This window comes from Mesorhizobium sp. M3A.F.Ca.ET.080.04.2.1 (assembly GCF_003952525.1).
In the GTDB taxonomy this organism is placed as follows: Bacteria; Pseudomonadota; Alphaproteobacteria; order Rhizobiales; family Rhizobiaceae; genus Mesorhizobium.
Window position 1 is genome coordinate 4,401,467 of sequence record NZ_CP034451.1, and the last position, 14,688, is coordinate 4,416,154.

A 14,688-nucleotide genomic window follows, 5' to 3' on the forward strand; every position below is an offset into this window, starting at 1 on the left:
AACCAGCTGAGCGTCAGATGAGCGCTCGCTTACGATATCGAGCACCGGATCCGCCCGGAGCCCGTGGCGGTCATCCGCCGGAAAGTTGCTTAGGCGGCCGGCTGCTCGGCGAGCTTCTTGGCGATCTGCTTCTTGAGCAGGCGAGCTCGCTGCGACAGCTCCTTGGCATCGGCCTTGGCCAGGAACGCGTCGAGGCCGCCGCGATGCTCGACCGAACGCAGCGCGTTGGCCGAAATGCGCAGCCGAACGTTCTGGTTCAGCACTTCGGAAATCAGCGTCACATTGACCAGGTTCGGCAGGAAGCGGCGCTTGGTCTTGTTGTTGGCGTGGCTCACATTGTTGCCAGTCTGGACTGCCTTGGCAGTGAGTTCGCAGGTGCGGGACATCTTGTCTAACCTTCAGTTTCTAAACCTGCCAAACCATTCTGCCCGCGCCAGGCGGCGCGCGGTCTCTGTCAGGCGGCCTTTGGAAAAGTTGGCGTTCCATAGTTGCATTTCGCCAGCGCGTCAAGCTCCGGCAGATGGGCGGCGACAGCGTGCGCTCCATATAAAGGCCGGATTCCACCCTATAACCCCGTTGCGAAGGGATATGCCAGGCTGGAACCATAGTGTTCAGGCCGAACCAAGGACTCGCCGCCCGTCATGCTTCGCCCATCCCATGCACTTGCCAGCCTGCTTGCCTTCGCGGTGCCGACGGCAAGCCTTGCCGCGGCGCCGCAGTCGTTCAACGGCGAATATACCGTATCCTTCCTTGGTCTTTCGGTCGCCCGCGCGACGTTTTCCAGCCGCTACGACGGCGACAACTATGCGATCAACGGCACCGTCTCAGCGGCCGGTCTGGCCAGGATTTTCGACGACACCAAGGGCACAATCTCTTCGAAAGGCACGATTTCGGGCAAGCAGATCCGGCCGCAGGTCTTCCGCGCCGACTACACCTCCGGCAAGAAGGCGTCGATGGTCGACATCCGCTTCGCCAACGGCGCGGTGGCTTCGACCAAGGTCGTTCCGGAGCCGAAAAAGCGCGATCCGAAAAGCTGGGTGCCGCTCGGCGCCGGCGATCTGACATCGGTGCTCGATCCGATGGCGGCGACGGTCGTCCATGCCGACAGCCTCGACCAGGTCTGCGGCCGCACGGTCAAATTCTATGACGGCGAGATGCGCGCCAATCTGACGCTGACCTATGCCTCGAAGGGCTCGATCTCGGTACGCGGCTACAAAGGCGACACGGTGACCTGCAAAATGGGCTTCCAGCCGGTGGCGGGCTATCGCAAGGGGCGCAAAGCCCTGGATTTCCTGCAGAACAAGAGCCGAATGATGGTGACGTTTGCACCGCTCGGCCAAACCGGCGTATATGCGCCGATCCGCGCCACAGTCGGCACCCAGATCGGGCCGCTGACCATCAGTGCGAGACGGTTTGAGGCAACCAACTAGCTTGTTTTTCACAATTCCGGACGGAAAGCCGCTACGCATTTTTCCTGGAATTGTCAGAGGCGCCCTTATGCGCCGCAGGAGACGCGGATGGGGCGGGCAACACTGATCGGCTTCTCCGCGGTCGCCATGTGGGCGCTGCTGGCGCTGCTCACCGACGCCTCCGGGCAGGTGCCGCCGTTCCTGTTGTCGGCCGTCACCTTCGCCATCGGCACCGGCGTCGGACTTGCCGCGCGGCTGGTGATGCCGGCCGCCGGACGGCCTGAGAAGGTTCCGCCGCAGGTCTGGGTCATCGGCATCGCCGGCCTGTTCGGCTACCACTTCTTCTACTTCACCGCCTTGCGGAATGCGCCGGCGGTGGAGGCCAGCCTGATCGCCTATCTGTGGCCGCTCCTGATCGTGCTCGGCTCGGCACTGATGCCGGGCGAGAGGCTGGCCTGGAACCATGTCGTCGGCGCGCTGCTCGGCCTAGCCGGCACGGTCCTGATCGTCACCAAGGGCGGTGGATTGGCCTTCGACGCCCGCTATGCCTTCGGCTACGCGATGGCCGGCGTCTGCGCGCTCCTGTGGTCTTCCTATTCGCTGCTGTCGCGGCGGTTTCCCTCGGTGCCGACCTCGATCGTCACCTGGTTCTGCGCCGCGACATCGGTGCTTTCGCTGGCCTGCCACTTTCTGCTCGAGAGGACAGTTCTGCCCGACGGCGCCGCACAGTGGCTGGCCGTGCTTGGGTTGGGCCTGATGCCGGTGGGGGCGGCCTTCTACGCCTGGGATGTCGGCGTCAAGCGCGGCAACATCCAGGTCCTCGGGGCGGCAAGCTATGCCGCGCCGCTGCTGTCGACCCTGGTGTTGCTTGCGGCCGGAGTCGCCGAGCCGTCGCTGCGCATTCTCGCCGCCTGTCTGCTTATCACCGGGGGCGCCGCGCTCGCGGCGAAGTCGCTCCTGTTGCGCAGGCCGGCAATCGGAGACGCCGGCGCATGATGCCCTTTGCGGGCGGCATCGAGGCCAACGCCAACGCGACGCTGCTGTTTTCGTTTGCCGCCGCGGTGATCTACGCCTTTGCCCTCGACATGCCGCCGCGGCTTGCCCGGTCGGCGGCCAAGACGCTGGCCGTCGCCTTTCTGGCGGTGCTCGCCGCCATGCAGGGCGGCCCAGTGCTGCTCGTCGCGGCGCTGGCGCTCAGCGCGGCCGGCGATGCCTTTCTCTCGCGCGACGGCGAGAAGGCCTTTCTCGCCGGGCTGGCGAGCTTCCTCGCCGCGCATGTCGCCTATGTCGTGCTGTTTCTCGACATCGGCGGCGGCCTCGAGTTGCTCTCTGCCCAATCGTGGCGCGGCGCGATCGCGCTGGCGATGGTTGCATTCGGCATCGTGATGCTCGCTGCGCTCTGGCGCCGCGTCGGCCCCGCTCTGCGGATCCCGATCGCCGTCTATGTCGCGACGATCATGGGAATGGGCATCGCGGCGCTCACCACCTTCCAGCCCTTGGTCATCCCGGGCGCGGTGCTGTTCATGACCTCGGACGGGCTGCTGGCGGCGGAGCGGTTCCTGCTCGCCGCGATCTCGCCGCATCGCGTCTGGATGCGCTACGCGGTCTGGGTGCTCTATTATGCAGCCCAGTTGGCGATCACCCTGGGATTCCTGCTGTTTTAGTACCGCGTCGCGCTGAGTGGGTTCAGCGACGCGCATTAAGTCTTGGTTCTTACGCTGGTGGTTGCCCCAGAACCGCTGCGCACTTCCGGGCGACATGCATCAGGCGGTTTTTGGCTGCCAGTCCGGTTCGGCCAATTCGAAGGCGGCGAAGTCGAAGCCCGGGGCCACCGTGCAGCCGACCAGCGTCCACTCGCCGAGGCTGCGCGCCGACTGCCACCAGCCGGCCGGAACGACGATCTGCGGCCGCTCGCCCGCGGCAAGTGCGGTGCCCAGCACCTGTTCGATCACTGTGGCGGAGCCTTCCTCATGCATGGCGAGCGCCAGCGGTCCGCCGGCATAGAAGTGCCAGACCTCGGCCGCGTCCGTGACCCTATGCCAGGCCGAAAGCTGGCCTTTTTCCAACAGGAAATAGATCGCGGTCGAGTGGCCGCGCGTGCCTGCGGCACCGTCACGAAAAGTCTCGGCATACCAGCCGCCCTCGGGATGCGGCTTGAGGTCGAGCGTGGCTATGATTTCGGCAGCGCTGGTCATGGAAAGAGGCCGTTCACCTTAATGCATGTGGCTACCCCAAGACCGCAATGCAGTTTGGGCGACATGCATCAAAAGTTGTCTTTGCGCTTGCGGATTTCGGCGAAAACCTCGGCGTCGCTCGCGCTTTCCATGCCGAGATGCCTGCGGATCGCCGGGTCGTGCCAGCGCAGGAACGGGTTGGTCGACAGTTCCTCGCCGATCGTCGTCGGCAAGGTCGGCTTGTTATCGGCGCGCAGCGCCTCGATCCTGGAGGCGCGTTCCTTGAGCGCCGAATTGCTCGGGTCGATGGTCAGCGCGAAGCGGGCGTTGGAGAGCGTGTATTCATGCCCGCAATAGATCGCCGTCTCGGCCGGCAGCGCTGCAAGCTTCTTAAGCGAGCCGTACATCACCGGCGGCTTGCACTCGAACAGCCTGCCGCAGCCCAGCGCGAACAGCGTGTCGGCGGTGAAGGCCACTCTCGATGCCGGCAGATGGTAGGAGACATGGCCGGCGGTGTGCCCGGGCGTTGCGATGACCTCGATCCTTTCGTCGCCAAGATGGACGACTGAGCCTTCCTCGACGGTTTCATCAATGCCGGGGATCTTATCCTTCTCCGCCGCCGGCCCGATGATGCGCAGCTTGAACCGCTCCTTCAGCGCCCGATTGGCTTCGACGTGATCGGCATGGTGGTGCGTGGTCAGGATCATCGTCGGCGTCCAGCCGGTGCGCTTGACCGCCGCAAGGATCGGCGCTTCTTCCGGCGCGTCGATGAGCGCCGTCTGTCCGCTCCTGGGATCGTGCACGAGTACGCCGAAATTGTCGGTGCGGCACATGAACTGCTCGATCTGGACGGACATTGCATCTCCCTCCGTCAGAGCGCCGCGCGTCCAGGTGGACGCACAAGAGGACGCCTAACACTTGTTACCTGCCGCATCGTCCTTGCCGAAATCGAAATTGATTTCAGGCTGATGCAGGCGCCGCAGAGACATAGGGCGCTCGGCCGCCGATGTCATCGGCCTTTGTTGAACTTGGCAGGCTTCGCCGCTACCGTTCCGGCCATGCATTCCGATATCGTCGATCTCCGCTCATTCTATTCGACCACGCTCGGGCGCCTGGCCGAGCGCGCGATCACCATGGCATTGTCGTCGATATGGGCGGCGGTGCCGAACGAAAGGCTGGTCGGGCTCGGCTATACATTGCCCTGGCTGGAGCGCTTCGGCACCGACGCCGAGCGGGTGTTCGCCTTCATGCCGGCGACCCAAGGAGCGGTGGTGTGGCCGCCGACCGGGCCGACGGCGACGGCGCTCGTCTTCGACGAGGAGCTGCCGCTGGTCGATTCCTGCATCGACCGGATGCTGCTCGTCCATTCGCTCGAACATGTCGAGAATCCGCGCGAGACGCTGAACGAGATCTGGCGCGTGCTGTCGCCGGCGGGTCGGGTCGTCATCGTGGTCCCGAACCGACGCGGCGTCTGGGCGCGTTTCGAGCACACGCCCTTCGGCAATGGCCGGCCGTTCTCGCGCGGCCAACTGACCGAGTTGCTGCGCGAGGCCAATTTCACTCCGGCGGCATGGTCCGACGCGCTGTTCTTTCCGCCGTCGCCGCGGCACTTCATGATGCGGTTCCACAATGTGCTGGAGCAGGCGGGGCGACGGTTCTGGCCGATCTTTTCGGGCGTCATCATCGTCGAGGCGCAGAAACGGCTCTATCAAGGCGTGCCGGTCGCGCAGCGCGCCTCGCGCCGTGTCTTCGTGCCGGTCTTCTCGCCGCAAGGGGCGACGACGCTCGGCCGCACAGCCTTGGACGCCACGCGGAAGCGATTGACGCGTTCGTGAACGGGTGCGCTCCTTGCATCGCATGCTCGCCATTCCCCTATCTGAGGGGCGGGTTCCCGGCGCTGTGCCGGTGATCGTGCCCGAAATCGGGAATTTCCTTCATGGCTGATCAACTGGATCAATTGCCCGAAACCCAGCGGGCCGCCGTGTCGGTCGAGGCCAGCAGCCTTTCCGATCAGGTGGCGACGATCGGGCTGGCGCTCAAAGCATCACCAGTTCGCAGGTGGCTGCTGTGGACGTCGGTCGGCATGGTGGGCGTCATCGTCGCGACGGCGATGGGCCAGGTCCTGCTCAACCGCTGGAACCAACCGTTCTACGATGCGCTGGCGCGCCGCGACATGGCGGACTTCCTGCACCAGCTTCTCGTCTTCGCGGCCATTGCCGGCGGGCTGCTGGTGCTCAACATCGGCCAGACCTGGCTCAACCAGATGATCCGGCTGAAGCTGCGCGAGGCGCTGACGCTCGATCTGATCGAGGAATGGATGCGACCCGCGCGCGCTTTCCGGCTGGCCAATGCCGGAGCGATCGGCGTCAATCCCGATCAGCGCATGCAGCAGGATGCCGGGCATCTGTCCGACCTGTCGACGGATCTCGGCGTCGGGCTGCTGCAATCGTTCATCCTGCTCGTGTCCTTCGTCGGCGTGCTGTGGCAATTGTCCTCGGGTTTCGTCTTCCACATCGGCGATCGCTCCTTGGCAATACCGGGCTACATGGTCTGGGCGGCCTTCCTCTATGCCGGCACGGCCTCCTGGCTGAGCTGGCTGGTCGGACGTCCGCTGATCGGCCTCAACAGCGATCGCTACACACGGGAGGCTGAGCTGCGCTCCTCCATGGTGCGGGTCAACGAGAATGTCGACGCCATCGCGCTTTACCGTGGCGAAGCCGATGCAAGGCGACGGCTTCAGCTCGACCTCGGCGCGGTGCTCGGCGCCATGCGGCGCATCTACACCGCCCAGATCAACCTGGCCTGGGTGACCGATACCTATGGCTGGATCACCGTGGTGGCGCCGATCCTGGTCGCTGCCCCGGTTTATTTCTCGGGTACTATCAGTTTCGGCGGGCTGATGATGGCGGTCGGCGCCTTCAATCAGGTGCACTCGTCATTGCGCTGGTTCATCAACAACATCGGCGCCATCGCCGATTGGCGCGCCACGCTGATGCGGGTGGCAGACTTCCGCATCGCGCTCAACGAAACCGATGTGCTGCACGACAGGGAAAAGCGCATTGCGTTCGCTGATAATGCCGATGGCAGCATGACGTTCGAAAGACTCGAGGTAGCCTCGCCGGAGGGATGCACGAGGCTCGCCGACGAGCATGTCGAGATTCGTGCCGGCGAGCGCGTGATGATCACCGGCGAGCCGGGCGCCGGCAAGACACTGTTCTTCCGCGCCCTTGCGGGCCTGTGGCCGTGGGGCAGCGGGAAGATCGGCCTGCCGGAGGGAGAAGCGCCCATCTTCGTGCCTCGCGTTCCCTATTTTCCGGCCGGAACGTTGCGCGAGGTGCTCGACCATGCGAACGGATCTGCGCCGGCGAGCGATGCCGAGATCGCGGCGGTGCTTGCCGAGGTTGGTCTCGAACGGCTGTCGTCCTCGCTCGACCGCAGCGGACGCTGGGAACGTGAACTGGGCGATGACGAACAACGCTCGCTCGCCTTTGCCCGGCTCGCCCTGCGGAAACCGAACTGGGTGATCATCGATGAGGCCCTGGACGCCTTCGATGGCCCATCGCTGAGGCGGGTGCTGTCGATGCTGGAGAAGCGTTTGCCCGAGACAGCTATCCTCAACATCGGCCGCGGCCTGCACAACGTCCAGTTCTTCCCGCGCTCGTTGACGATCGTGAAGGATTCCGGCGCACCAGCGCTGAAACCTGCTCGCGTCAGGGCTGGCGCAATCGAACCGCCGCCGGTTGTCGCCCGCCGCCGGAAATAGGCACGCCAAGCTTTATTTCGCCGTGATCGGCGGAAACAATCTGCGCGAACCGTCAGGGTTGCTTGCTGCCATGCTCGAGATGTTCAGCCTGCTTGCCTGTCTTGCCTGCGCCGAGGCGGCGCCGCTGCCGGCACCTGGCCAGGATATGGCGGTCGACGTCGAACTCGTGCTTGCCGTCGACATCTCGCAGTCGATGGACGAGGGCGAATTCGTCCTGCAGCGCGCCGGCTATGTCGATGCGTTGCGCCATCCCGATTTCATCCGGGCGGTGCGATCGGGCAGCAACGGCCGGATTGCGCTCGCCTATTTCGAATGGGCGGGCGTGGTGCGCGACGACGGCGTCATCGGCTGGCAGATCGTCGACGGCCAGGAGAGTGCCGACGCTTTCGCCGACAAGATCGCCCAGCGTCCGTTCCGGAGTTTTCGCGGTACCTCGATTTCCGGCGCGCTGGGCTTCGGCGCAGGGCTTCTGGAGAAAACCGGCTTCTCGGCGCCGCGCCGCGTGATCGACATATCGGGCGACGGACCGAACAATTCCGGGCTGCCTGTCGCCATGATCCGCAATGCCGTCCTGGCGAGGGGCATCGTCATCAACGGGCTGCCGATCCTGATCAGCCCATCGCCAAGCATCGGCCATCTCGATGCCTACTATGCCGACTGCGTGACGGGCGGACCCGGTTCCTTCGTGCTGCCGATCTACTCGGCTGCCGAGTTCTCGACGGCCATACGCCGCAAGCTGATCCAGGAGGTGAGCGGCATCACCCGGGAGACCACGGTCAGGATCGAGGCGGCGCCGCCTGTCGATTGCCTGCAGGGCGAGCGCGATCGGCGGAAATATTCCGACCCGTACTTTCCCGAACTCGACCGATGAAAGCTTCCGCTTTTCAGGCCGGCTGGTCGCCATAGTTGGAGCGGAATTCCTGATAGCAAGTGCGGCGCCAGCGTCGACCGACGACATAGCCGCGCAGCAAATGCGGCAGCGAATAGCCCAGCGCCTTGGACGAGCGGTTGGCAAGATAGCCCGACAAAGCCTGCGGCAGCCTGCCCTTGATAGTATCGGCGATGAGCTGGCGCGCGATCATGTAGGGCGGCACGTCGGGATAGCGATCGGGAATATAAGGGTGCTTCTCGATGAGATCGGCGTAGGCTGCGACATAGCCGTCGCGGCGGCCCGAGATCGAGTTTTCGGAGTTATATTTCTTCCAGTCGATGTCCCCGGTCAGCAGGGCTCCGCTGCGCCGGGCAAAGCGCAGCAGAAGCTCGCGGTCCTGCATGCGTGTGATGTCGCTGTCGTAGCCGCCGATCTCCAGGAGCGAGGCGTGGCGGGCGGTGATCGCCGAGCCGGCGATGAAGATGGTCTGCGAGACCAAAGCCCGCTCCAGCGCGTTCTGGCCGAGAAAGCCTTCGCGGTTGATACATTTGGTGCTGCGATTGCCTTTGACGGATACGAACGAGCTGATCAGAACTTCGAGCGAAGGGTCCTCGTCGAACCGCGCCAGCGTGCGCTCCAGCCGATCCGGCAAATAGACGTCGTCGGAATCGAGAAAGGTGACCACCGGCGCCCGCGCGCGCTCGATACCGGCGTTGCGCGCGGCATTGGCGCCTCGCCATTTCGCCCCGACATAGATCAGACGTGGGTCGCGGACATCGGCGAGCGCCGCGGCGGTCCCGTCCGTCGAGCCGTCATCGACGACGATGTGCTCGAAGCGGGGAAGCGTCTGCGCGAGAACGCTTTCGACTGCGCGCACAACCTGGCTACGCCGGTTATGGGTCGGCGTGACCACTGTGATCAGCGGACTGGTGTCCGGTAACGTCGGCATCTGTCTCCGCTACCAGCCGGATCTGGTGGTGATCGGACGGACCTCCAGCTTGCCTTCCATGCCGCCCCCGGATTGGATTCCGCCAAGCGTTACAAAAAGCCAGCGGCCATGTCACCCAAAGTGCCGTTCCGGATGCAGGTTTTGGCGCGTATTCCTTAGATCATGCGATTTGACTGCCACAGTTTACCAGGTCCTGAGGGTGGTATTCCGATGGCAATACAGCCTCAAGACCTCAACTGTGGCCGACATAGTCAGGGACAGTTTCGACCTCGTCACGGACGAGGCCCGCGGCCAGGCTGAAATGGCCAAGGAAGGCCAAGGTATAGAAAGCCAGGCCGACCGTCAGCGAGAACGGGATTTGCCAGAACGGCATGCCTGTTTGCCGCGCAAAACGGATGACGCGTCGTGTGGTGCGCCACGACATGGTGCCCCATCGGCTGCAAGACTTCACCACCCGCCGGGTGCGAGTGGGAGAATGGAGCTCGACGAATTTTCTGTCGGCATCTCGGCCGGTGACCAGGGCGCGCCAGTAGAAGAACCGCCATCCGCGCGGCGGGTAGTGACTGACGCGGGCGTCGACATTGACGATTTTGCGGCCTTCGCGCCAAAGCTGGTGCATCAGCAGCGTGCAGGAGACCTTGAAACCGTTATGTGCGGGAAACGGGTGGCTGCATATCCAGTCGCGCCGGAAGGCGATGTTGTTGGCATTGATCGCCCGCTTGGAGGCAAAGCGCTTGTCTCCCTCGGCCAGCGGGAAGAACCAGATCAAGGCAAAAGTGCGCGACAGGAAGTCATCGTAGGAAAGATAGGTGTGCCCGTTCACGCAGATGGTTGCGGGGTCACGAAAGGGCTTCAGCAGGGTCGAGAGCCAGCCCCGTTCCGGAACCGTATCGGAATCGAGGAAGACGACGATGCTTCCCTCGGTCGAGGCAATGCCGTTGTTCTTGAGCTCATAGTACCGGCCGGCCGGACAGGCCGCGAAAGCCAGGTCGGCAACCTGCGCCAACTGAGGCGCCTCAGCTTCGATGCTGCTGCGCAGCGCGTCCGCGTCCGCTTCCCGGCCGCCATGCGAGACGACAAGCTTCGGCCTTGCATATCCGGCAGCGGAAATCTCGGCAATGTCGCGCGCCAAGGCTTTCAGCCCGGCGCCGATTTCGTCCCAGTCGATGGATCTGGCATTCTCCATCTCCAGGACAACTGAATAGGTTGGCTGCTCGGCTGACATGTCCCCGCCGGCTCAAACCATGGCCAATGTGCGAATCGAAGCCACCGTCATCGCCTGAGCAGAAACACCGCCTGCTGGCCGAAGAAGTTCCAGAACCACCAGGGCATGGACAGCCCGATCTTCTGGCCGTTGGCGTCGAGCGCGGTCGCCTTCTCGACGGTCGCGCCGAGCTCCTCGCACAGATTGACGAAATCGCGGATGGTGCAGAAGTGGATGTTCGGCGTGTCGTACCAGGAGTAGGGCAGATCCTTGGTGACCGGCATCCTGCCCTTGATCAGCAGCGAGAAGCGCACCCGCCAATGGCCGAAATTAGGGAAGGAGACGATGGCGCGATTGCCGATCCTGAGCAGTTCGTCGAGCACAAGCTTCGGGTTGCGGGTCGCCTGCAGGGTCTGCGACAAGACGACAAAGTCGAAGCCCTTGTCGGCATAGAACTCGAGATCCTTGTCGGCGTCGCCCTGAATGACCGAGAGGCCGCGCGCCACGCATTCGTTGACGCCTCGCTGCGACAGCTCCATCCCGCGGCCATCGACCTGCTTGGCCTCCTGCAGGAGTTCCAGAAGCAAGCCATCGCCCGAGCCGACATCGAGCACGCGCGAGCGCGGCGGGATGAGATCGTTGATGACGTCGAGATCGACGCGCTGGGCGCGGTTGACGCTCATGAGCGCACCTCCGATCTTTTTCTTGACGCATGGCGCTCTCCCAAGAGCGCCGCGCATGCTTGGGGGTCATGCGTTGGGGATTGCGAACTGCTCATAGGTTGAGCCCCCGGGCGCGGGCGGCCGAGCCAATGAAGCCGTTGATGGCGGCGAACATCTCCGGCTCGTCCAGGAGGAATGCGTCGTGGCCGCGATCGGTCTCGATCTCGACGAACGAAACGGAGGCGCCCGCCGCGTTGAGCGCATGCACGATCGAGCGGCTTTCCTCCGTCGGGAACAGCCAGTCGGAGGTGAATGACACCAGGCAGAAGCGCGTCTTGGTGCCGGCGAAGGCATCGGCGAGGCGCCCGCCATGGTCGGCGACGAGGTCGAAATAATCCATCGCGCGGGTCAGATAGAGATAGGTATTGGCATCGAAGCGATCGACGAACGTCATGCCCTGGTGGCGCAGATAGCTTTCGATCTGGAAGTCGGCATCGAAACCGAAGGTGAGCGCGTCGCGGTCCTGCAGGTTGCGGCCGAACTTGCGGTGGAGGGCCGCCTCCGACAGATAGGTGATGTGGGCGGCCATGCGCGCCACAGCCAAGCCTTTTTCCGGCCGCTTGCCGAAATCGAAATATTTCCCCCCGTGCCAGTCGGGGTCGGCCATGACGGCCTGCCGTCCGACCTCGTGGAAGGCGATGTTCTGCGAGGAATGGCGGGCGCCCGTCGCGATCGGCAGCGCCGCGAAGACTCGCTCCGGATAGCTCGCTGCCCATTGCAACACCTGCATGCCGCCCATCGAGCCGCCAAGCACGCAAAACAGTTTCTCGATGCCGAAATGGTCGACCAGCATCAGTTGCGCGCGCACCATGTCGCGGATGGTGATGATCGGCAGGTCGAGCCCGTAAGGCTTGCCCGTTGCCGGATTCATCGATGCGGGACCGGTCGAGCCCAGGCAGCCGCCGAGGACGTTGGAGCAGATGACGAAAAAGCGGTTGGTGTCGATGATCTTGCCGGGGCCGATCAGCACCTCCCACCAGCCCGGCTTGCCGGTGACCGGATTGGTGCTGGCGACGTGATGGTCGCCGGTCAGCGCGTGGCAGACGAGGATGGCGTTGGAGCGGGCTTCGTTGAGGGTGCCATAGGTCTGGTAGGCGATCTGGAAGGGCGACAGCAACGTGCCGGCATCGAGCTTCAGCGGCTTGTCGGCGCCGAAGCGCAACACCGGGCTCGATGGGTTCTCGACCTCATTGTTGGTCCTTGCAGCGCGCTGAGCGGCCATTGCATCCCTCAATTGTTCCCGCGTCGGCATCTCTTCCGATGCAGTGTCCGGCCGGCAGCGGACAACAAAAAACCGGCCTGCCTTCGCAAAGCCGGTTACAGGTTGCAAACGGCCCTTTAGCGAATTGTTTAACGTGGCTGCAAGCCGACCGGCCAAATCACCACGGGAAGTCTGGCTGCTCTTCTAGGGCCAGCGCCGCGCTTCGTCAACATTCGGCATCTTGGATCCAGCCCGGTCCACGCAAGCGCCGGCCCTCGACATTCCGGGCCACGGCCTGTATTTCCGCTGCGGCCTGTGGACAGAGGCCTTTCGACGGATTTGTGACAATGAAGCAGGATCAGCCACGTCCGACGCCCCGCGCGGGCATCATGGACATCGAAGCCTACGTGCCGGGAAAGAGCACGGCGCCAGCCGGCGTGACGAAGGTCTATAAGCTGTCCTCGAACGAGAACCCGCTCGGTCCATCGCCGAAGGCGATCGAGGCTGCGCGACAGGTGGCGGCGAAGCTCGACGTCTATCCCGACGGCACGGCGCGCCGACTGCGCGAGGCCATCGCCGAAGTGCATGGCCTCAACCCGGCGAACATCATCTGCTCCAACGGCTCGGACGAGATCCTGGGCCTGTTGGCGCAGACCTATCTCGCGCCCGGAGACGAGGCGGTTTTCACCGAACACGCCTTCATGGTCTACAAGATCTATATCCAGGCTGCCGGCGCCAAGCCGGTAGCGGTCAAGGAAACCGACGAGCGCGCCGATGTCGATGCGATGCTCGCGGCGGTGACGCCGGCGACCCGGATCGTGTTCCTTGCCAATCCGAACAACCCGACCGGCACCTACGTGCCGTTCCAGGAAGTGCGCCGGCTGCATGCCGGCCTGCCGAAAAACGTGCTTCTGGTGCTCGACGCGGCCTATGCCGAATATGTGCGGCGCAACGATTACGAAGCCGGCGTCGAACTGGCCGGCAGCTCCGACAACGTGGTGATGACCCGCACCTTCTCCAAGCTCGGGCTCGGCGGCGCGCGCATTGGCTGGATGTACGGCCCGGCGCATATCGTCGACGCGATCAACCGGGTGCGCGGCCCATTCAACGTCAATGCCACCGCGATCGAGGCCGGCATCGCGGCGATAAGCGACCGCGCCCATGTCGAGCGCAGCGTGACGCATAACGAGAAATGGCTTGCCTGGGTGAGCGAGCAGGTGACGGGGCTCGGGCTGCGCATCACGCCCAGCGTCGGCAATTTCGTGCTGATCCACTTCCCCGACGACAAGAAGCATTCGGCTGCCGCCGCCGACGACTATCTCAGCCAGCGCGGCTACATCTTGCGCCGCGTCACCGGCTACGGCTTCCCCAACGCGCTGCGCATGAGCATCGGCACCGAGGAAGCCAATCGCGGCGTCGTCGATGCGTTGACGAGTTTCCTGAAAAGCTAGAGCACATGGCAGCACCGATGTTCGAAAAGATCGCACTGGTCGGCATCGGCCTGATCGGCTCGTCACTTGCCCGCGTCGTCCGCCGGGAGGGGTTGGCCCGCCACATCGCCATAGCGACGCGAAGCCGATCGACGCTCAAGCGGGCCGAAGAGCTGAGTCTAGGCGATTCCTACTCGACCGACGCCAGCGAAGTGGTGCGCGATGCCGATCTTGTCATCGTCTCGGTGCCGGTCGGATCCTCGGGCGAGGTTGCGGCCGAAATCGCGCCGGCGCTGAAGAAGGGCGCTATCCTGACCGATGTCGGCTCGACCAAGGCCTCGGTCATCGCCCAGATGCAGCCGTATGTGCCGGCAGGCGTGCACTTCATCCCTGGCCATCCGCTGGCGGGCACCGAAAAATCCGGTCCGGATGCCGGGTTCGCCGATCTCTTCGACAACCGTTGGTGCATCTTCACGCCGCTGCCGGACACCGATCCGGAAGCGCTGGAGAAGCTGTCAGAGTTCTGGCGGCGCTGCGGCTCCAACATCGACACGATGGACCCGCAGCATCACGACATGACTTTGGCCATCGTCTCGCACCTGCCGCACATCATCGCCTACAACATCGTCGGCACCGCCGACGATCTTGAATCTGTGACCAAGACGGAAGTTATCAAATACTCCGCTTCGGGTTTTCGCGATTTCACCCGCCTGGCGGCGTCGGACCCGACCATGTGGCGCGACGTCTGCCTGCACAACAAGGATGCGATCCTGGAAATGCTGGCGCGGTTCTCCGAGGATCTCGCCTCGCTGCAGCGGGCGATCCGCTGGGGCGACGGCGAGAAGCTGTTTGACCTCTTCACGCGCACGCGTGCCATCCGCCGCTCGATCATCGAGGCCGGCCAAGACATCGACGTGCCGGATTTCGGCCGCCAGGTGGTGGAGCATCCCGCTTCCAAGCCCTGA

The 14,688-nt window shown here is 64.1% G+C and carries 15 protein-coding genes and 1 riboswitch; of the genes, 8 read left to right on the forward strand and 7 right to left on the reverse strand.

Annotation, left to right across the window (positions count from 1 at the left end; genetic code table 11):
* Positions 1-89 precede the first annotated feature (89 nt).
* Entirely contained in the window at positions 90-386 is a 297-nt protein-coding gene (rpmB, locus tag EJ074_RS21030; RefSeq protein ID WP_095804527.1) for a 50S ribosomal protein L28, read from the reverse strand.
* Between the two features lie 255 nt (positions 387-641).
* Here rpmB and EJ074_RS21035 point away from each other — a divergent pair, with 255 nt between their 5' ends.
* From EJ074_RS21035 to EJ074_RS21045, 3 genes are all read left to right on the forward strand, one after another.
* Positions 642-1,430 carry a DUF3108 domain-containing protein gene (locus EJ074_RS21035; RefSeq protein ID WP_129553712.1) on the forward strand — a complete coding sequence of 263 codons (789 nt, stop codon included), beginning with the start codon at positions 642-644 and terminating at the stop codon, positions 1,428-1,430.
* A gap of 87 nt (positions 1,431-1,517) precedes the next feature.
* Entirely contained in the window at positions 1,518-2,405 is an 888-nt protein-coding gene (locus tag EJ074_RS21040) for an EamA family transporter (RefSeq protein ID WP_095804525.1), read from the forward strand.
* Positions 2,402-3,073 carry a lysoplasmalogenase family protein gene (locus tag EJ074_RS21045; protein ID WP_095804524.1) on the forward strand — a complete coding sequence of 224 codons (672 nt, stop codon included), beginning with the start codon at positions 2,402-2,404 and terminating at the stop codon, positions 3,071-3,073. Before EJ074_RS21040 ends, EJ074_RS21045 begins: the two co-directional genes overlap by 4 nt.
* Before the next feature lie 99 nt (positions 3,074-3,172).
* On the opposite strand, the gene EJ074_RS21050 is transcribed toward EJ074_RS21045, so the two are convergent.
* Together EJ074_RS21050 and gloB are read right to left on the reverse strand one after the other, a co-directional pair.
* The gene (locus EJ074_RS21050; protein WP_095804523.1) at positions 3,173-3,604 is read right to left on the reverse strand and encodes a cupin domain-containing protein; all 432 of its coding nucleotides are present in this window, start codon (positions 3,602-3,604) and stop codon (positions 3,173-3,175) included.
* A 68-nt stretch (positions 3,605-3,672) separates the two neighbouring features.
* Positions 3,673-4,440 (reverse strand): hydroxyacylglutathione hydrolase, encoded by a 768-nt coding sequence (gene gloB / locus EJ074_RS21055; RefSeq protein ID WP_095804522.1) that lies wholly within the window; start codon positions 4,438-4,440, stop codon positions 3,673-3,675.
* A gap of 201 nt (positions 4,441-4,641) precedes the next feature.
* Here gloB and EJ074_RS21060 point away from each other — a divergent pair, with 201 nt between their 5' ends.
* The 3 genes from EJ074_RS21060 (at position 4,642) to EJ074_RS21070 (ending at position 8,217) form a co-directional block, all read left to right on the forward strand.
* Entirely contained in the window at positions 4,642-5,418 is a 777-nt protein-coding gene (locus tag EJ074_RS21060) for a methyltransferase domain-containing protein (protein ID WP_095804927.1), read from the forward strand.
* Positions 5,419-5,519: 101 nt separating this feature from the next.
* Complete coding sequence (locus tag EJ074_RS21065) at positions 5,520-7,346, forward strand: ABC transporter ATP-binding protein/permease (RefSeq protein ID WP_095804521.1); 1,827 nt, start codon at positions 5,520-5,522, stop codon at positions 7,344-7,346.
* Positions 7,347-7,416: 70 nt separating this feature from the next.
* The gene (locus EJ074_RS21070) at positions 7,417-8,217 is read left to right on the forward strand and encodes a DUF1194 domain-containing protein (protein WP_095804926.1); all 801 of its coding nucleotides are present in this window, start codon (positions 7,417-7,419) and stop codon (positions 8,215-8,217) included.
* A 13-nt stretch (positions 8,218-8,230) separates the two neighbouring features.
* Here the strand turns inward: EJ074_RS21070 and EJ074_RS21075 are convergent, their stop codons facing one another.
* From EJ074_RS21075 to EJ074_RS21090, 4 genes are all read right to left on the reverse strand, one after another.
* The gene (locus EJ074_RS21075; protein ID WP_095804520.1) at positions 8,231-9,166 is read right to left on the reverse strand and encodes a glycosyltransferase family 2 protein; all 936 of its coding nucleotides are present in this window, start codon (positions 9,164-9,166) and stop codon (positions 8,231-8,233) included.
* A gap of 232 nt (positions 9,167-9,398) precedes the next feature.
* Positions 9,399-10,391: a glycosyltransferase family 2 protein gene (locus EJ074_RS21080; RefSeq protein ID WP_095804519.1), complete on the reverse strand. Its 993-nt coding sequence runs from the start codon at positions 10,389-10,391 to the stop codon at positions 9,399-9,401.
* A gap of 47 nt (positions 10,392-10,438) precedes the next feature.
* Entirely contained in the window at positions 10,439-11,053 is a 615-nt protein-coding gene (gene metW, locus EJ074_RS21085; RefSeq protein WP_095804518.1) for a methionine biosynthesis protein MetW, read from the reverse strand.
* A 91-nt stretch (positions 11,054-11,144) separates the two neighbouring features.
* Positions 11,145-12,314 carry a homoserine O-acetyltransferase gene (locus EJ074_RS21090; protein ID WP_095804517.1) on the reverse strand — a complete coding sequence of 390 codons (1,170 nt, stop codon included), beginning with the start codon at positions 12,312-12,314 and terminating at the stop codon, positions 11,145-11,147.
* A gap of 96 nt (positions 12,315-12,410) precedes the next feature.
* Positions 12,411-12,488: riboswitch (SAM riboswitch) on the reverse strand.
* Positions 12,489-12,640: 152 nt separating this feature from the next.
* Here EJ074_RS21090 and hisC point away from each other — a divergent pair.
* Both hisC and EJ074_RS21100 read left to right on the forward strand, forming a co-directional pair.
* Complete coding sequence (gene hisC, locus EJ074_RS21095; protein ID WP_165349989.1) at positions 12,641-13,744, forward strand: histidinol-phosphate transaminase; 1,104 nt, start codon at positions 12,641-12,643, stop codon at positions 13,742-13,744.
* 5 nt (positions 13,745-13,749) lie between these two features.
* On the forward strand, positions 13,750-14,688 hold the full coding sequence (locus EJ074_RS21100) for a prephenate/arogenate dehydrogenase family protein (protein ID WP_176478325.1): 939 nt from the start codon (positions 13,750-13,752) through the stop codon (positions 14,686-14,688).